General features: G+C 70.0%; 7 protein-coding genes. All 7 read left to right on the plus strand.

The window, feature by feature from the left end; translation table 11 throughout:
• Positions 1–25: 25 nt before the first annotated feature.
• Positions 26–643, plus strand: a complete 618-nt coding sequence (locus tag ACH4SI_RS17185) for a TetR/AcrR family transcriptional regulator (protein WP_398296526.1) — start codon at positions 26–28, stop codon at positions 641–643.
• Positions 644–1348: 705 nt separating this feature from the next.
• Positions 1349–4183, plus strand: a complete 2835-nt coding sequence (locus ACH4SI_RS17190; protein WP_398296527.1) for an ATP-binding protein — start codon at positions 1349–1351, stop codon at positions 4181–4183.
• Between the two features lie 298 nt (positions 4184–4481).
• The gene (locus ACH4SI_RS17195) at positions 4482–7064 is read left to right on the plus strand and encodes an AAA family ATPase (RefSeq protein WP_398296528.1); all 2583 of its coding nucleotides are present in this window, start codon (positions 4482–4484) and stop codon (positions 7062–7064) included.
• A 4-nt stretch (positions 7065–7068) separates the two neighbouring features.
• Entirely contained in the window at positions 7069–9858 is a 2790-nt protein-coding gene (locus ACH4SI_RS17200; RefSeq protein WP_398296529.1) for an AAA family ATPase, read from the plus strand.
• A gap of 441 nt (positions 9859–10299) precedes the next feature.
• On the plus strand, positions 10300–10974 hold the full coding sequence (locus tag ACH4SI_RS17205) for a LuxR C-terminal-related transcriptional regulator (RefSeq protein WP_398296530.1): 675 nt from the start codon (positions 10300–10302) through the stop codon (positions 10972–10974).
• A 79-nt stretch (positions 10975–11053) separates the two neighbouring features.
• Entirely contained in the window at positions 11054–13780 is a 2727-nt protein-coding gene (locus tag ACH4SI_RS17210) for a LuxR C-terminal-related transcriptional regulator (RefSeq protein ID WP_398296531.1), read from the plus strand.
• A 425-nt stretch (positions 13781–14205) separates the two neighbouring features.
• The coding region (locus ACH4SI_RS17215) for an SDR family NAD(P)-dependent oxidoreductase (protein WP_398296532.1) at positions 14206–19851 on the plus strand (5646 nt) is incomplete at its 3' end.

Consider the following 19851-nt stretch of genomic DNA (forward strand, 5'->3'; position numbering starts at 1 on the left):
AAGACTGGGTCGGTATGATGTGCCTATGGCTCACGTTTCCGCGGCGGAGCGCCGCCCCCAGCTGATCAAAGCGGCCATCGACCTCATGACCAGGGAGGGCGTTGCCGCCGGAAGCACCCGTGCCATCGCCGCCGAGCTCGGCGTGGCACAGGCGACGGTGCACTACACCTTCGGCACCAAAGAAGACCTGTACCGGGCCGTCATGGAACAGCTCACCCAGGAGCTGCTCGCCCAGGTCAAGCACGGGGCGCCCACGGACGCCGGTTTCGAGGAGACGGTCGTCGCCCTGGCCGCCGCACTGTGGCGCACCGTGCGTGAGCGGCCGACCAGCTATCAGCTGCTCACCGAGCTGTCCATGCTCGCGCTCCGCGCGCCCAGCCTTCAGGCGGCTCTCCAGAGCCACTACCGCGAGGTGACGGCCGAGACGACCAAGCTGATCACCGAGGCCGCTGAGCGCGCCGACCATGAGCTCGTCCAGCCGGCCGAGACCATCGCCCGGTTCTTCCTCGCCGGGTTCGACGGACTCACCTTGCAGCACCTCTCGCTGCCCGACCAGGAGGCCGAACAGGCCGGACTGCAAGCCCTGGTCTCGACGGTCGTGGCCATGGCGAGTGGCCGGCTGGACCTGGTGTCGGTGCCGTGACCTGACGCCGACGGATCGGCTCGGACGGCGCCGCCGAGTGTGGTGCCCCCCGCGTCCGGGGCACGCTCGGCTCTTGGCCTTCCGCCCGCACAGTCACCCACGCGCAACCACGCGCAACCACGCGCAACTACGCGCAGACACGAGAGGAGAGCGAGCTGTCATCGGCCCCGCTTGCGTAACCGGGAAGCGGGGCGCTGCCGAGTTGCTGACGGGCAGAGGTCAGCAGGTCCGCGAACATCTGCCGCCACGGTTCGACGCGCCTGCGCAGCTCCGGTCCACCCGCCCGCACCGCAGCGCGTGCCCCAGAGTCCTGGAGCTGTTTTCCTCATGGAGATCGCCACCCGGCGTGTCCACGTCCCGCGCGTCACCGCCCGTCCCACCGGCGCATGGGGGTCACCCGACTCGCCCGCAACCTGATCATGGACCTCGGCGAACAGGGCCGGGTGCTTCCACATCCTCATCCGCGACCGGGACAGCAAGTTCACCGACGTGTTCGACGCCGTCTTCGCCGGCAATGGCGCAGCCGTCATCCCGACCCCGCCGCAACGTGGGACGGACCCACCGCAGTCTCGGCCTACGAGCACCGGAACACGCGCCCTGCACGAAGCGGTACGATCGCGGCCTCTGACCATCCATGCGGCGGCCAAAACGTTTTCGGCCGCTTGAGGACGCCCAACCGCCGTCGCCGGAGCAAGAGGAGTTACGGTGGTCGCGCGCAGTGGTCCGCAGTCCGAACCGGCCATGGAACTGGCCGGCCGCGACTGGGAACGGTCTCTCCTGGTCGAGCGAGCACGCGGTGCGTCGTTCGGCGCGGGCCAGGCAGTCCTGTTGCGCGGCCCGGCGGGCATCGGCAAGACCAAGCTCCTCTCCGTCGCGCTCGACGAGCTCACTCCCATCGCCCGGACAGTGCTGACCGTCAAATGCCCGGAGAGCGGTTCGGCCGCCTACGAGACGGTGCGTGGCCTGTTCGAGCCGTTGCGCCTCACCGAGGACGGAGCCGAAAGCTCGCCACTGCTCGGCGGGAGCGCCCGGCTCGCTCTGCCCGCCCTGCTCCCCGACCGCACGGACGGGACTGGTCCCACCGACACGTACTCGGTCATGCACGGCCTGCACTGGCTCACCGCCGGGCTCAGCGCCGACGGCTTGGTGGTGCTGGCGATCGACGACGTCCAGTGGTGCGACGAGGCGTCCCTGCGCTGGCTGGGTTTCCTGCTGCGCCGCGCGGAGGACCTGCCGCTCATGGTGCTGATGACCCAGCGCACCGGCCACGAGCGGTCCCGGCCCGAGGTGCTCGATGAGATCAGCGACACCCTCAGCTGCCTGATCGTCGACCTGCCGCCGCTGACCACCGAGGCCGTGGGCGAAATGCTGCGCCGGGCCTTCGACCGTGAACTCGACTCGGCGTTCTCCGCCAAATGCGCTGAGATCACCGGCGGTAATCCGTTCCTGGTACAGCGGGTGGTCAGCCGTCTGCGCGGTGAGGAGATCTCGCCCGGTGCCGAGCAGACGGCTCTGCTCGACGAGCTCGGATGGGATGTCGTCGCGCGCTCCCTGCTGGGCCGGCTCCCCAGGGACGCGTACGCGGTCGCCACGGCCATCGCGGTGCTGGGCGGTGAGACCATCGAGACGATCGCGGCATTGGCCGGGACGCAGCCGGGCCCGGCGGGAGCAGCGGTGGAGGTCCTGCGCGCCAACGATCTGCTGCTCGGCGACGGCCTCGACTACGCGCACGATTTGATCCGGAGCGTGGTGCTCGACACCACGTCGGCGGACGAGCGGGTGGCACTGCGCGAGCGGGCCGCCAGGCTGCTCAACGACTCCGGCCGCCCGGCCGAGGAGGTCGCGGTCCAGCTGATGCTGCTGCCTGGCGACCCGGCGCCCTGGATGGTCGGAGTGCTGCTGACGGCCGCGGAGAGCGCGGAGTACCGGGGAGCGCCCGCCGCGGCCGCGCGTTACCTCTCGCAGGCGCTGAAGCACGACCCGGACGACGTGACCTTGCTGGCCGCGTTGGCCAGGGTGCTCGGCCAGAGCGAGCCCGCAAAGGCGCTGGAGCATCTGGAGCACGCGCTGGGCCTGGTACACGATCCGCGCACCCGAGCCCCGCTCGTGGTGCAGTACGCCCTGACCTCGTTGGAAGTGCAGAACTCCCTGCGGGCCTTCGAGTTGGTGGACGAGGTGATCGACGCGATCGACGCCGAGGAGGGTGCGGAAGCCACCCCGGCGGACCGCGCGCTGCGCACGCTCGTCGACTTCGCGTATCTGATTTCCGGCCTCGATGAGAAGTCCACCGTGCACAGAGTGGGGCGGCGATTCCGCGAGTACGTACCACCGCAGGGGGACACCGCAGAGGAGCGACAGCTGCTGGGCATGCTGTCCGCTCTCGGCACCTTCCAGGGCAGGCCCGCCACCGAGGTCGCGGCCCAAGCGAAGAAAGTCCTCGCGATCGGCGATGTCGCACCGGGCGGATGGGAGGTGCTGGGCGCCAGCCTCTCGCTCTACCTCGCCGACGAGATCGATCCCGTGCTGGACGCGCTCACCGCCCTGATCGAGCATGCGCAGCGCACCGGTGAGGCGTGGACGCACACTCTCGGCAGGAGTACCCGCGCCGAGGTCTACCAGTGGGCGGGCAACGTGAGTGAGGCGCTTTCCGACGCGCAACTGTCTTTCGACGTCGTGCTCCAGGAGTCCTGGGCTCCGAACGTGGTGATGCCACAGACCGCGCTCGCCTCGGCGCTGATCCGCCGGGGGGAGCCCGCGCGGGCGCAGGAGGTGCTCGACCTCATCACTCGGCCGCGGCTGGATCAATTCACTCTGGAATACCACTGGTACGTGATGGCGCGGGCGCGGAGCCGGGCGGCACTGGGTGACCTGGAAGGCGCCCTCACGTACTTCTACCGGTGCGCCGACAGCCTGGCCGAAGGGAACATCGGCAACCCCGTGCTGGCGCCGTGGTGGTTCGACGCGGCGGACGTGCTCGCCGAACTCGGCCGCCCCCACGAAGGGCTGGACCTCATCGAACGAGTGGAGGAATCGGTGCACCACTGGGGCACCACGCGGGCCCTGGGCATGTTGAGGATGGCCCGTGGGGTGCTGACCGCGGGCGACACCGGCATCGACCTGCTCACCGACGCGGTGCACACGCTCGCGGACTCGCCCGGCAGGTGGGAGCAGGCCAGGGCCGAGTATCTGCTGGGCCGCAGGCTGTACCGCAGGGGTGACGGCGAGGGCGCGCGCGAGCGGCTACGCCGGTCGATCGACCTGGCCGTGCTGTGCGGGGACCAGCTACAGCTCAACCAGTCGCTGTCCGCGCTGAGCGATGCGGGCGGCAGGTTGCGCCGCAGCACCGCCTCGCCTGCCGACACACTGAGCGGCAGCGAGCGCCGAGTCGCCGAGCAGGCCATCGCGGGGGCGACCAACCGGGAGATCGCCGAGTCGCTGTTCCTCACTCAACGGACCGTTGAGTTCCACCTCACGAGCGTGTACCGCAAGCTCGGCATCCGGGGCAGGCGGGAACTCGCCCGCGTCTTGCGGAAGACGTAAGGGCCATTCTGGTAGCGGTTCGAGATGAAAGGGCCATCATTTCGGGGTCCTTGTAGGGAATGCGTCCCCATCCATGCGCGTAGAGATTGTCATAACCTCAAGGAAAGCTCAGCGTTACTCGCGCGATGCTGCACGGTCACCAGCACAGTTGTAATCTCCGGTGCATTGACTTTCGTCAAGGATCGCGGGTGCGAGTGATGCGAGAGGCGTACATGCGGAACTATCACGCACGGGGCAACATCGCAGCACTCTCTGTTCCTGTCCACGACGCGGTGACACATCCCGGGCACGTGTCACGATGAGCCCCGCGCCTTCTCTCGCCGCGGACGAATTCGTAGGCCGCCGGAGTGCCCTGACCGTGCTGGAGGAGCTGATCGGGACGCTCGAGGCCGGCGGGTCGGGCATGGCGTGCGTGACCGGTCCGCTCGGGGTGGGACGCAGCGCGGTGCTGCACCGGGCGGTGGACCGGGCACGCGCACTCGGGTCCGCCGTCGGCTTCGCGCGCTGCTCGCCGGTCGAGTCGGGGGTCCCCTACGCCGCGGTGACCCAGCTGTTCGCCGGGCTCCGCCCGCCGTCACGGATGGTCGAACTGGCCACCGTCTGTATGCGTAGCGACCGCTACGCCGCCTCGGTGCCGCTGCTGTGCGACGAGTTCCTGGCGCTCGCCGCCGACCGTCCGCTGCTGCTCGCCGTGGACGACTTGCAATGGGCCGACATTTGGTCGCTGCGCTGGTTCACGGCGATGGCCCGCCGAGCGCACCACGCCCCGGTCCTGCTGATCGGCTCCTCCTATGGTCCGCTCTCCCGTCTTCTCGGGGAGGACTACCGCCTGGACGACGCGGGTCTCGCCGCGATGCGGGAGATCCCGCTGGCCCCCTTGTCCGCGGCCAACTCCCGGCAGTTGCTGGAAACACTGACGGGGCGTGAGGTCGGCGCGAAAATGGCCGCCGTCGCGGCCGAAATGACGAGCGGCCGCCCGGCCATGCTGCGCGGCGTCGCGGACCACTTCACCGCCCGGAACCTGCCGCTGGACGCCGAGCGGATTCCGCAGCTGATCGAGGCATCCTGGACCGCGTGGTCCGTACGGGCCAACCGCGCCATGGTGAGCATGCCCGCCGACGCGCTCGCCCTGCTGCGTGTACTGGCCGCCGTCGGCAGCAACTTCGAATTCGAGATCGCCGGTTCCCTGGCAGGACTGCGTGCCGCCAGACTGGACGGCGCGCTCGACACCCTCCTCGGCGCGGGGCTGGTGATCGACCCCGACGCACCCCGGGTGCCCTGTGCCCGTCTCGCCGCCGAGATACTTGCGGCAATGACCGCCTCCGAGCGCGAAAACCTCTACCTGCGAGCGGCGGAGTTGGCCCGGAAAGTCGGGGCCGGGGTCGACACGGTCGCCGATCTCCTGGGCAACGCGCCGGCTTCCGGCCTGCCCTGGGCCTGGAAGACCCTGGCCGAAGCGTCCGTGTACCGCATGCGGCGGGGCAGAACGAACGCTGCGGCCGCGGCGCTGCGCCGCGCACTGCGGGAGCCGATGAACGACGCCGACCGGGCGCACCTGCTCACGCGGCTCGCCTCGATCGAGGTCGTGCACTCGCCACAGGCCAGTGACGGAAGGCTCCGGCACGTTCTCGTACGCTACCCGAACAGCGACGCGTGGCCCTCCGCGGTCCGGGCAGCCGACTTGCTGCTCAGCCGCGGTGACGTCGAGACGGTACGGCGGGTGATCTCCGAACTGCACGAAACGTCGGCCGGTTCGATGTCCCAGGACGAACTGTCCCCGCTGAGCGCGCTGGGCTGGCTCGCGGAGGAGGAGGCGGGCACGGACCCCGAGATCCCGGTCGCCCCGCTGCCCGCCCCGGACCGTCGCCCGGCCGACCCGGCCCAGGCCGGGGCGCTCGCCTGGCAGCTGGCCAGGTTGGGAGAGGAACGCGACCGGGCGCGGAAGCTGGCCCTGGCCGCGCTCGACGCGTCGAGCGAAGTGCCGTCGATGTGCCGGATCGCGGCCTCCTGCGCGCTGCTGTGCGCCGACGACGTCGCCATGGCCATGGACGGTCTGGACGCCGTGGTGGCCGACGCACGCAGACGGGGCGCCCGGGCGACCGCCGCGCGGGCGCTGCTCTACCGGGCGGGCGCCGCGTTGCGCCTCCACCGCCCCGACGAGGGACTTCGAGACCTGGCCACCGCGACGCGGGAACTACCGCTGGAATCCTGGCATCCGGCGCTGGCAGCGAGGCTTGTGGCGAGCGAGATCATGGCCCAGATCCGCTGCGGGAGGCTGGACCGGGCGCGGCGACTGGCGACCCGCCCGCTCACTCACACCGCCGACCAGGGCATCGGCTGGGCTTTCCTGCTCTACGCCAAGGCGGAGCTCGGCCTGGTCACCAGCGAACCCGAAGGCGCTCTGGTGCTTCTGGAAGAGTGCGGTCGGCTGTTGCGCGCGCGGCGTTGGAAGAATCCCATGGTTCTGCCCTGGCGCTGCACAGCCGCGGTGGCCCACCAGATGCTCGACGCTCCGCAGACCGCAGCCCGGCTGCGCGCGGAGGAGCGGGCCATACTGGACCGCTGGGGCACCGGCGACGCCGTCGGCCGGATGTGTGGCCAGACGGTGGAGATGCTGGCCGAGCTCGGCGTCGAACTCCCACGCCCCCCGGCCCGGGAACAGGTGAACGTACCAACATCCTCACTCGCCGGGCTGTCCCAGCCCGAGCGTGATGTCGCGCGGCTCGTCGTCGAGGGGCTTGCCAACCGCGAGATCGCCGATGAACTCCAGGTCGCCACGCGGACCGTGGAGCTGCGGCTGACCAAGATCTATCGCAAGCTCGGGGCCAAGGGCAGAGCCGAACTGGTGGCCCGCCTGGCCCCCACGGGCCGGAACGGCTGAGACCATGCTGCTGGAGCGCGAACCCGAACTGACGGTCCTGCGCAAGGCCGTACTCGAGGTGGAGTCCGGTAGGGGCGCACTGCTGCTGATCGACGGTGAGGCCGGAGCCGGCACGACGGCGCTACTGCGCGAGCTGGTGCGACTCGGCGAGGACGCCGGCGCGCACGTGCTGCGCTCCGGCGGTGCGCAGAGCGAGCGTCAATTCCCGCTCGGAGTCGTACGCCAACTGGTGCTGCCCCTGCTCGCGGCGCGGGATCCCCTGGTCCCCGACGCGTCCCGGGCGATGCTCGGCGTGGTGTCCGGTGGGGTCGGCAGGAACCCGGGCGACGAGCTCGGCACCGATACGCTCGCCTCCGTGCTGCACGGCCTGCACACGGCACTCACCGGCCTCAGCGCCGGCCGCACGGTGGTTGTCGCGGTCGACGACCTGCACTGGGTGGACGAGGCATCGCTGCGCGCGCTGGCCTTCCTGGCCGCGCGACTGGACGGCATGCGGGTGCTCATCGGCGTGGTGCTGCAGGACGGCGGGAGCTCGCGTGACCCGCTCGTCCGGGAGATCGCGGACGCGGCGACCCACCGACTGCGCGCGGAGGCGCTTTCCGAGCAGGCGACGGCTCGGCTGGTGGTGGACCGGTTCGGCGCTGGGTCCGACAGCGAGTTCGCCGCCGCTTGCCACGACCTCACCAGCGGCCGTCCGAAGGAGCTCCGTGTGCTGCTCGACCGCGCTCAGGCGCAGCGGCTGCGCGGCAGGGCGGTGGAAGTGGAACGCGTACGCGAACTCGGCAGGTCGTTTCGGCGGGAGAGGCTGCTGCGCCTGCTGCGGCGCGACCGTGTCGTCCACACGTTCGCGAAGGCGCTGGTGGTGCTGGCGGACCAGGCCACAGAAGACCTGGTCGTACGGCTGAGCGGGCTGAGCCGGGACGAGTGTGTCGCCGCACGGTCGGTGCTGTGGAAGGCCCGGCTGCTCAGCGGATCCGGCCGGCTCGCGGTGCACGACCCCGTGCTGACTCGGGTTGTCACGGAATCGCTGGAAGCGGAGGAGAGCTCGCGCCTGCACCGGGCCGCGGCGGCTTTGCTGGACGAGTACGGAGCCGGGCCGGAGGAGATCGCCGTGCAGCTGCTGCACGTTGACACGGTGCGCGACGCGTGGGAGGTCGACCAGCTCAGAGCCGCGGCGGTGGCCGCGCGCAGGCGGGGCGCGCCGGACGCGGCCGCCCGCTACCTGCGCCGGGCGCTGCTGGATCTGCCCATGGCCGGTCGCGAGCGGGCCGATCTGCTGGTCGAGCTGACCGCCGTCGAATGGGACACCGATCCGGCCTCGGCGGTCCGGCACATCGAACAGGCCGCCCACCTGATGCCGGATCACCGCAGGCGCGCCGAGGTGGTGTCCCGGACCCCGCTGCACATGGCGGGCATCGACAGGCGGCTCGCCGACCTCGTCCGCGAGGTCTCCGCCCGGTTCGATGATCCCGGCGCGCTGCGCGGTTACGACAGGGAGCTGGCCCTTCGGCTGGAGGCGCGCTCGCGCTATGCGGCGATCCAGGATCCCGAAGCGCTGGCGTCGGCCGGTGACCGGCTGGCGGAACTCGGTGGTGACGCCGCACTGGGCAGCGGCGCGGAACGTGAACTGTGCGTGGTACTGATGCGGGCCGCGACGCTGAACGGGCAGATCGGCACTGGGAACATCGTACGGACGGCCCAGCAGGTCCTCGACCACGAACCGACCCACTCCGCGCCGATAAGCGCGGCCCTGCAGATCCTGCCGTGGATGCTGCTCGTCGCCGATGCCGGGGATGTCGCCTCGTCCTGGCTCGAGGCCGCGCTGGCCCACGCCCAGCGGCAGACCAAGCCGGCGCTCGCCGCCCTGATCGAGGCGCAGCGCGGCCTCGTCCTGCTCGGCCGCGGGGACATCGTCGTGGCGCGGGAATGTGCGCTGCGCGGGCTGGAGCTGGCGGACCGGAACAAGCCGGAAACGATGTTGGTTCCGGCCATCGCGGTCGGCACGCTCGCGCTCGAGCTGCAAGACGATACGCTGGCCGAGCGAGTACTGGAGATCGCCGGATCGGATACGGACCTGCGGATGTTCATGATGCGGCGGTGTCTGAGGGGCAGGCTGGCGGCGGCCCGTGGGGACCTGCCCGCGGCGCTGGCGCAGTTCCTCGACTGTGGCCGTGTGCTCGACGGGGCCGGATGGGTCGGGGCGGCGGTGTCGATGTGGCAGGTCTCGGCCGCGCTGCTGCACCACCGGCTGGGGAGGACCGAAGCGGCGATCGAGCTGGCCGAGGAGAACCACCGGCGCGCGCTCTCGTGGGGCGCGCCGACCGCGCTCGGCCGTGCGCTGCACACATGGGGCGCCGTGACCGACGGCCCGAAGGGGATCAAGCTGCTGCGGCGGGCGGTGGAGGTGCTGCACGACGCGGGAAGCCCGCTCGAACTCTCTCGGACCCTGGTCACGCTGGGGAAGCGTTTGCAGAGTGCCGCGTCGGCGGAGGGCGATCAGTTGCTCGTCCGGGGGCGCCGGCTGGCCGAGCAGTCGCAGGCATTCAGCGTGGGGGAGCATGCCGGCGGGTTGGTCAGAGGCGTCACGCCCACCTCGGATCCGGTCGTCAGGTCCGTACTGACCCGTGGTGAGGCCAAGGTGGCCGAACTCGCCGCGCGTGGTCGCAGCAACCAGGAGATCGCTGCCGAACTGGAGATCAGCAGACGCGCGGTGGAGAAGCATCTCACCAACTCCTACCGCAAGCTGGGTATCGAGGGACGCTCCGCGCTCGTCGCGGCACTCGGAGTTTCATAGTCACGGCGAATGAGTGCTGTGTGGCGGAAGAATGCTCCGGCACGTGGCTTTGAATCCGGACCTGCTCGCTTGAGAGCAACCCTCATTTTGTCCGTTTACACGTGTTATTTTCTGTGCGGGTGACTTCTCGTGTGATCCTCCGGTTGCTTCTGGGTGCACATGTCGCGCACCCAGAGTGATCAAGATTACATCTTCGCAGCTCAGGGATGGCGTCGTCATACCGAACCGTGCCGTACCGAACCGTGTGGTGCGGGGGCCGCAGTCTTAAGCGAATTAACTTCCCGTCAACTCAAAGCGCTTGACTTTTTTCTTTTGCGTATGGACCATTGCTTATCCGGGAAGCGTTCGACGGGGGTCGAAACGGGGATGAATTCGCTTCCGGATAATCGACCCATGCGACCTGAGAGAAATGGCCGAATTCTTGTGAGTAACTCTGGCCTCGTGTCTGAAGAGATTATCTCCACTGAAACACAGGATCGGTGCTCGGAGCAGTATCGCGAAATTTACTTGTCCCTGTTCGAGCAGTCCGGGATGTGTATAGCGAATCTCGACCTGGAATTTCGCGTCCTGGAGGCGAACCGCCTGTTCGCCCAACAATTCGGGTGCGGTTCCGGGCGTGTACGTGGGCGCAATATTTGCGATTTCCTGCACCCCAGTGTGCAGGGTAAAATGAAGAACGAATTTATTCGCCTGGCTGATGGTCAGAATCCGCGCTTCGCCGATCAGATCGTCGCGATGGGTGCCGAGGAGTCGCTTTTCCTGGGCGAGCTGACCGGTATCGCGGTGCGCGGGAGTGCGGGCAGGGTCGGCACGATCATGGTGTTGGTGAAACCGCAGGAATCCGAGACCGGCCCGCAGATGGTCACCGGCCGCCGGAAGCTGTTCAGCCCGGTGCACGCCCGGATCCTCGAGGGCGTGGCCGCGGGCGAGTCGACGGTGCAACTGGCGACCAAGCTGTTCCTCAGCCGTGGCGGTGTCGAATACCACGTCGCCTCCCTGTTGCGGAAGCTCAAGGTCACCAACCGGCCCGCGCTGATCTCGAAGGGCTACTCCATGGGCGTCTTCGCCGTGGGGCAGTGGCCGCCGCGCGTGCGCCCGGAATACGTCTCCTCCTGATTCTTCCGCCGCGGTGCCGGACCGGTACACCAGAGAACCAACAGGACGGACTGTGCTGACCGAACAGGACGGGACTGTGTTGCTTGAACGTACGCGGGAACTCGCCGTCATCCGGCGGTCCCTCGATGGCGCCCGGGACGGGCGGGGTGCGCTCGTTACCGTATCGGGCCCGTTCGGGTCCGGACGCTCCGCACTGCTGGGCGAACTCGCCAGGCGGACGCCTCCGTCCGAGGCGCTCGTCCTGCGGGCCGAGGGCGCCCGCTCCGAAAGTGACGTGCCGTTCGGAGTCGCCCGGCGTGTGCTCCACGGCTTGCGTCCGGGCGCCTTCCCGTCGGCCGGCGCCACTGAGGAGAGCGAGGCGCTCCGCCTGCGCGACGTACTGCTCGGCCTGGCCGACGCCACGCCGGTGCTGTTACTCATCGACGACCTGCGCTGGGTCGACGCCAACTCCCTGCGCTGGCTGACGCTGATCGGTGAGAAACTCATCGGCGCGCCGGTCGTGATCGTGGCCGTGGCGCCGCATTCGTCCGATTCGGCGGCGCATTCGCCGCTGCTGAAGGAGTTCCTCGCCGCCGCCACGGAACGCGTGGCCCTCCGGCCACTGTCACCGGACGGAATATCCGCCATGGCCGGAGAATGCCTCGGTGATCCGGCGCGCGAACTCATTCAGGCCTGCGCCGAGGTTTCCGGCGGCAGGCCGCTGTTCCTCACCGCCCTGCTGCAGGAGCTCCGCCGAACCCGGTGGCCTCCCCGGCCGGACGATGTACGGGCGCTGCGCCCCGCCGCGATCGGCACACAGGCCGTGCGCGCCCTGGCCGAACTGCCCCAGGCAGAACGCGACATCGCCACAGCGCTCGCGGTCGTCGGTCCGCGGACCGACAGCGGGCTGCTGTTCACCATGGCAGAACTCACCGCCGAGGACGGCACGGCCGCCCTCGGCGCCCTGAAGTCGGTGGGACTGCTCGACTCCGGTCCGGTGCCCCGCTTTGCTCACGACGCCATCGGCGAGGCCGTCGCACACTCCCTCGACACGGCCGCCATGCCCTGGCACGCCAGGGCCGCGCAGGCCCTGCACGCGGCGGGCAGGCCCCCTGAAGAGGTGGCCGGGCATGTGCTGGCCGCGGGTGACTCGCCCGGCAGCTGGCAGATCGATGTGCTGCGGGAGGCCGCGCGCACGGCATCGGCGAACAAAAACCCCGATCTCGCACGGAAATATCTGCTGCGGGCGCTGCTCGGCTCCCTCCATCACAGCGGCGGCCGCGCCGAACTGCTCGTGGACCTGGCCCGAGCAGAGCTGGCCTCTGACCCCGTCAGCTCGTTGCGGCGCCTGACGCAGGCGCTGCCGGGGCTGGCGACACCGGCACGGCGAGCCCGCGAGCTCGTCAGGATCCCCGTGCTGGCCTGCGAGCTGCCGCCCTCCGGGCTCACCACCCAACTGGCCGACGCAGCCGCCGGGCTGGGTGACCCCGCGCTGCTGGAGGGCTCGGCTCGCGAGACCGCGCTCGCACTCGACGCGCGCCTGCGCGTCACTCATCTCAGACACGTCCGGTGGTTCACGGAGACGGTCCGCGCCTTCCGGCTCGCCGGTACCCCCGGGGACGTACGCAGCGCCCCCGACCGGGACCGGGCCGCCGTGCTCTCCTACGCCGGTATGCTCGCCGGAAAGGACTCCGGCGCGGTGGCCGCGCTGGCCCGCCATGTGGTGCTCGCCGAGCCGCCGACCGCGGAGGATCTGCGCACGGCTGTGCCGTTGGCGGTACGGGCCATGCTCGCAGCCGACTTGTTCGACCGAGTCGACATCTGGCTCGCCTCGATGGCCATGGCGACCCTCCAGGCCAATGGCGGGGGGACGCCGGACACGCTGATCGCCGACGCGGAACGGGCATTCGCCCTGGCGCGACGTGGTCGGCATACGGACGCGGCACTCATGGCCGCACGTACGCTGGAACACGCCGACGCCGAACTCGCCCCGGTGACGGGACGCTGCTGCGAGGCACTGGCGCTGGTCATCGCGGGCGGAGACCCGCCCGCTGCGGCGGGCGACGCACTCGCCCGGTATCGCGCACAGGGCAACGCACTGCTCGCCCCCTGGCTCGGCCACGTGGTCGACGGGATGCTCGCGTGGCTTGCCGGTGACACCGCCGTGGCGCTGGACCACATACTTGAAGCCGGGCGCGAACACGAACTCATGGGCTGGACGAATCCCGCCGTGCTGCCCTGGCGCTCGTGGGCCGCGCAGCTGCAATACCGGCTCGGCCGCCAGGACCTCGCGCACGACCTCATCGCCCGCGAGTACGAACAGGCGGTGGTGTGGGGCGCCCCCAGCGTGGTCGGCCGTACGTTGCGTGTCTGGGCCGACGTCACCCAAGGCGAGGAGGGCATCGAGCGGGCGCTGCGCGCGGTGGACGGCCTCAATGCCTCCCCCGACCACATGGCAATGGTCAAGGCACAGCTGCTGCTCGGAGTCCAGTTGTTCGCCCCCGGCCATGCCACCAGCGTCAAGCACCTCCCCCGGAACGAGCAGCTGCCGCAGACCCCCGAGACCGACCGCGCGGGCGACCGGCCGGCCGGCCGGCGGACGGCTGCGGTCGACGCGGCGCTCACTCCGAGCGAGCGCCGGATCGCCTTCCTGGTGGCGGCCGGGAAGAGCAACCAGAACATCGCCACCGAGCTTCGGATCAGCCTGCGCGCGGTGGAGAAACACCTGACGAAGGTGTACCGCAAGCTCGGTGTCGCGGGCCGCACTCAGCTCATGGAGCTAGTTCCTCCTATCGGCCGGGAGGACGAGAACGGCATGGCCGTCTGAGGCAGCGCTGCCGGCCCGCAACCGAAGACCCGGGCCGGCACCGAACCCCGTTGCGGGGCACGGCCGCCGGCCGCTCCCGCCTCCGTCCCCGGTGCGACACCGGTGCTGGTTCGGCAGTTACTAAGGTTTTTCCCGTCACCCCCGCACGAGACTCCTCGCATGTCAGCTGGAGCAAGAGGGTTGGACAAGCCGTCCGTATCGAGGCGGCCGGGTTCCGCGACTCGGTCCAGCCGGGACCGGGCCCGCCGGTGAACCTTCGGGAGCCCCCGTACGGACGTCCGCGCCCCGGTCGTCCTACCGCCCGACCTGCCGCCGTGCGTAGGCCCTGAGGGCTCCGCCGGGCGGAAGATCCGCACACCTACCACCTCTTGTGCGCTGCCGTCGCTGTTTCCGGCTGCGGCCGGCCGCTGTCGAGATGAGTTGAGATGGACAACGAACAGAGGCTCAGGGACTACCTCAAGCGGGCTACCGCCGACCTGCGGCAGACCCGGCAGCGGGTGCACGAGTTGGAGGCGTCGGCCCAGGAACCGATCGCGATCGTCGGCATGTCCTGCCGCTACCCGGGCGGAGTGTCGAATCCGGAGGACCTGTGGCGCCTGGTCGCCGACGGCAAACACGGCATCGGGGCCTTTCCCACCGACCGTGGCTGGGACACCGAAGCGCTCGCCTCCTCGTCCACCACATCCGGCGGCTTCCTCTACGACGCGACCGATTTCGACGCGGACTTCTTCGGCATCTCGCCCCGCGAGGCGGTCGCCATGGACCCGCAACAGCGCGTGCTGCTGGAGTCGGCCTGGGAGGCCATCGAACAGGCCGGCGTGGAGCCGACAGCCCTCCGGGGCAGCGAGATTGGTGTGTTCATGGGAGCCATGGCCCAGGACTACCAGGTAGGCGCGGCCGAAGGGACACACGGCTTCCAGCTCACCGGAAACACGGGCAGCGTGCTGTCCGGCCGGATCGCCTACACCTTCGGCCTGACCGGCCCGGCGCTGACCGTGGACACGGCCTGTTCGTCATCCCTCGTCGCCTTGCACCTGGCCGACCAGGCGCTGCGGGCGGGGGAGTGCTCGCTGGCCCTGGCCGGTGGTGTGACCGTCATGTCCAGCCCGTCGACCTTCGTCGAGTTCAGTCGCCAGGGCGGTCTGTCCCCCGACGGGCTGTGCCGGTCGTTCGCCGAATCCGCCGACGGCACCGGTTGGGCCGAGGGTGTCGGCGTACTGGTGCTGGAACGACTGTCCGACGCCGAGCGCCACGGACACCCCGTCCTGGCGGTGGTTCGCGGCAGCGCGGTCAACCAGGATGGCGCTTCCAACGGCCTGACCGCACCCAACGGCCCGTCCCAGCAGCGGGTGATCCAGCAGGCACTGATCAACGCCCGCTTGTCGGCCGATCAGATCGACGCCGTCGAAGCACACGGTACGGCCACGACCCTGGGCGATCCGGTCGAGGCGCAGGCACTGCTGGCGACGTACGGCCGAAACCGCGACGAGAACCGTCCACTGCTGCTGGGCTCCATCAAGTCGAACCTCAGCCACACCCAGGCGGCCGCAGGTGTCGCCGGTGTGATCAAGATGGTCATGGCGATGCGGCACGGCACCGTACCGCGCACCCTGCACGTGGACACTCCGTCCTCCCACGTGGACTGGTCCCAGGGCGCGGTGCGCCTGGCCACCGAGAACCTCGCATGGCCGGGGACGGGAGAACCACGTCGGGCGGCCGTCTCGTCATTCGGGATCAGCGGCACCAACGCACACGTGATCATCGAACAGGCACCCGACTCGCAGACGGAAACGGAGGCGGCACGGGCGGTTGCGCCGACCGTCCTTCCGAACGCGGTGCCGGTGGTGCTGTCCGGACGTACGCGCGACGCCCTGCGGGCACAGGCCACACGGCTGCTGTCCTTTTTGGGCGCCGACGCCGCCACGGATGTCGCTGTCGCAACCGAGGCCGACTCCGGACACGGCGTCCTCGACACCGCCTTCTCCCTGGCCACCTCCCGGTCGGCGTTCGCGCACCGAGCGGCATTCGTCGCATCCGACCGCGACGAGATCATCGCCGGGCTGACCGCTCTGGCCACGGACCAGCCGGCGCCCGGGCTCGTCCACGGCGGCGAGTGGGGAGCGGAGCGGGGCGCCGGCAAGTCGGCGTTCCTGTTCAGTGGCCAGGGCGCGCAGCGTATCGGCATGGGACGGGAGCTGTACGCCCGCTTCCCGGTCTTCGCCGAGGCTCTGGACGCGGCACTCGCGGAACTGGACACCCACCTCGATCGCCCTGTACGAGAAGCGATGTGGGGCGACGACGCCGAGGCGCTCAATCGGACCGGCGTTGCGCAGCCCGCGCTGTTCGCGGTCGAGGTGGCGTTGTTCCGGCTCGTCGAGTCGTGGGGCGTGACACCGGACTTCGTGGGCGGGCACTCGATCGGCGAGGTAACCGCCGCCCACGTCGCGGGCGTGCTGTCGCTCGAGGACGCGTGCCGATTGGTGGCGGCGCGGGCTCGACTGATGCAGGAGCTGCCCTCCGGCGGGGCGATGGTGGCGGTGCAGGCCACCGAGGATGAGGTCGTTCCACTGTTGGCCGACCGGGTGTCGATCGCGGCGGTGAACGGGCCGTCGTCGGTGGTGCTCGCCGGGGCCGAGGACGCCGTCGCCGAGACGGTCGCAAGGCTGGCGGAGCAGGGGCGGAAGTCGAGTCGGCTGCGGGTCTCGCACGCGTTCCATTCGGCGCTGATGGAGCCGATGGTGGAGGACTTCCGTGCTGTGGTGGCCGGTCTGGAGTTCCACGACCCGACTGTTCCCGTGGTATCGAATCTCACGGGTGCGGTGGCCGCTGCCGGCGAACTGTGTTCGCCGGAGTACTGGGTGCGGCATGTGCGGGAGACCGTACGGTTCGCCGATGGCGTCCAGGCGCTGTGCGCCGAGGGCGTACGGACCTTCGTGGAGCTGGGCCCGGACGGCGTGCTGTCGGCGCTGGCCCGGGAGTCGGCGCCGGAGGAGGCCGTGGTGGTGCCGGTGCTGCGTAAGGACCGTCCGGAGGAGGCGGCCGCCGTCGCGGCGCTGACGCGGCTCCACGTGACCGGTGTGGCCGTGGACTGGCGGGCCTTCTTCGCGGGCACGGGCGCCCAGCGAGTCGCGCTGCCTACGTACGCGTTTCAGCGGCAGCGGTTCTGGCCCACCGCTCTGGCAGGCATGGGGGACGTACGGGCTGCGGGCCTGGCCTCGGCTGAGCATCCGTTGCTGGGTGCGGCGGTGTCGTTGGCCGACTCGGACGGTGTGGTGTTCGCCGGTCGTCTGTCGACGGCTTCGCATCCGTGGCTGGCCGATCACGCGGTGATGGGCCGGGTTCTGGTGCCGGGTACGGCGTTCGTGGAGTTGGCGATCCGGGCCGGTGACGAGGTCGGGTGTGACCGTGTCGAGGAGCTGACGCTTGCGGCACCTCTGGTGTTGCCGGAGCTGGGCGCGGTGCAGATCCAGGTGTTCGTCGGTGCCCCTGACGACACCGGTCGCCGGTCGGTGAAGATCTTCTCCCGGGCGGATGGCCAGGACGAGCTGCCGTGGACCCAGCATGCGGTGGGCGTCCTTGCTGCGGCGGACGAGCTGCCCGGCGTTGGGTTCGATGCCGCGGTGTGGCCGCCGGTGGGCGCCGAGCCGGTCGATCTGGACGGCTTTTATGAGAACCGGGCCGAGGCCGGGTTCGAGTACGGCCCGGCGTTCCAGGGGTTGCGGGCGGTGTGGCGGCTGGGTGCGGAGCTCTTCGTCGAGGTGGCTTTGGACGAGGGCGCCGACGTCAGTGGGTTCGGGGTGCATCCCGCGCTGCTGGACGCTGTGCTGCACGCCGCGGTGTTGACCGATGGAGAAGCGGATGGCGGCGTGCCGTTCGCTTGGGAGGGTGTGTCGTTGTTCGCCTCCGGGGCGACGACGGTGCGGGCGCGGCTGTCGTATGGCGAGCGGGGGGCGGTGTCCATCGCGGTTGCGGATGTGGTGGGTCGTCCTGTGGCGTCCGTCGCGTCGTTGGTCGCGCGTCCTCTTGCTGCTGATGAGCTGGCGGACGGTGATGGCCGGACGGTTGGCCGGGATTCGTTGTTCCGGGTGGAGTGGGCTCCGGTGGCTGAGGGGACGGATGCCGGGCCGTCGGCGGTTGCGGTGGTCGGTCCGGACGGCGGTCTGAGTGGCGGGCTGCGGGATGCGGGAATCTCGGTAGTGGGGTGCGCGGATCTGGCCGCGTTGGCTGTGGCTGAGGCCCCGGTGCCGGATGTGGTGATGGCTGTCGTGGGGGCGCAGGACCGCGGTGAGGGCGTGGTGGATTCCGTCCACGCTTCCGCGGTGCAGGCCCTGGGATTGGTTCAGGGGTGGCTGGAGGGGGAGCGGTTCGCGGGGTCTCGTCTGGTCGTGGTGGCGCGTGGTGCTGTCGGTGATCTGGCGGCGGCGTCGGCGTGGGGTTTGCTGCGGTCGGCGCAGTCGGAGCATCCGGATCGGATCACGTTGCTGGACCTTGGCGACGGTGCCGTGTCGGGGGCGGTGTTGTCGCGTGCGTTGGCCCAGTTCGAGCCGGAGTTGGCGGTTCGGGAGGGGCGGTTGGTGGTGCCGCGGTTGGCTCGGGTGGGTGTGTCCGATGCTGTGGTGCGGGTGTGGGATGGACCGGGCAGTGTGCTGGTCACGGGTGGTACGGGTGGTCTGGGTGCGGTGGTGGCCCGGCATCTGGTGGCCGAGCGTGGTGTGCGGGATCTGCTGCTGGTGTCCCGGCGGGGGTTGGCTTCGCCGGGTGCTGAGGACTTGGTCGCCGAACTCGCCGGGTTGGGTGCCCGTGCCGAGGTGGTGGCGTGTGATGTGGCTGATCGGGATGCGCTGGCGGCGGTGCTGGCCGGGCGTGAGATTTCGGCTGTGGTGCATGCGGCCGGTGTGCTCGATGACGGCGTTATCGGTGCCTTGACTCCGGAGCGTGTTGATGCGGTGTTGCGTCCGAAGGTCGATGCGGCGTGGCATCTCCACGAGCTGACGCAGGACATGGACTTGTCCGCGTTCGTGGTGTTCTCCTCCGCGGCGGGCACGTTTGGTGGTGCGGGGCAGGGGGGCTATGCGGCGGGTAATGCGTTCCTGGACGCGCTGGTGGAGTATCGGCGTGGTCTTGGATTGCCGGGTGTGTCGTTGGCGTGGGGGCCGTGGGATCAGCCTGGCGGAATGGCTGATGAGTTGAGTGCGGTCGATCGTGAACGGATGGCGCGTGCGGGTCTGCCGCCGTTGTCCGTTGAGCAGGGTGTGGCGCTGTTCGATGCTGCGGTGGGTGCGGGGGAGCCGGTGGTGTTGCCGGTGCGGCTGGATCTGTCGGCGCTGCGGGCTCGTGGTGAGGTGCCGCCTCTGCTGCGCGGTCTGATCCGTACGCCCTTCCGCCGTGCCGCCGCTACGGGGCTGGCGCAGCGGCTCAGCGGGCTGGGTGAGGTCGAGCAGGGGGAGGTGCTGCTGGACCTGGTGCGCAGTCAGGTGGCCATGGTGCTCGGGCATCAGGGAGCTGCGGCGATCGATCCTGGACGGTCGTTCCGTGATCTGGGCTTTGATTCGTTGATGGCGGTGGAGCTGCGTAATGGGTTGAGTGCGGCGACGGGGTTGCGGCTTCCGGCGACGCTGGTGTTCGACTATCCGACCGCGCAGGCGCTGGTGAGTCATCTGTTTGATGAGTTGCTGGGGTCGGATACGGGTGTGTCGGTGCCGGTGGCTGCGCTGCCGTCGGTCGCGGATGATCCGGTGGCGATCGTGGGGATGGCCTGCCGGTATCCGGGTGGGGTGTCGTCTCCGGATGATCTGTGGCGGCTGGTGTCCGGTGGGGTGGATGCGGTCGGTGAGGTTCCTGCCGATCGGGGGTGGGATCTGGAGCTGTCGACGCGTGCGGGTGGGTTCCTGCACGATGCGGGTGAGTTCGATGCGGCGTTTTTCGGGATGAGTCCGCGTGAGGCGTTGGCGACTGATGCGCAGCAGCGGTTGTTGCTGGAGACGGTGTGGGAGGCCGTTGAGCGTGCCGGTGTGGATCCGGTGTCGTTGCGGGGGAGCCGGACCGGTGTGTTCGCCGGGGTGATGTATGGC

Source organism: Streptomyces sp. NPDC021212 (assembly GCF_044332925.1).
GTDB lineage: Bacteria > Actinomycetota > Actinomycetes > Streptomycetales > Streptomycetaceae > Streptomyces.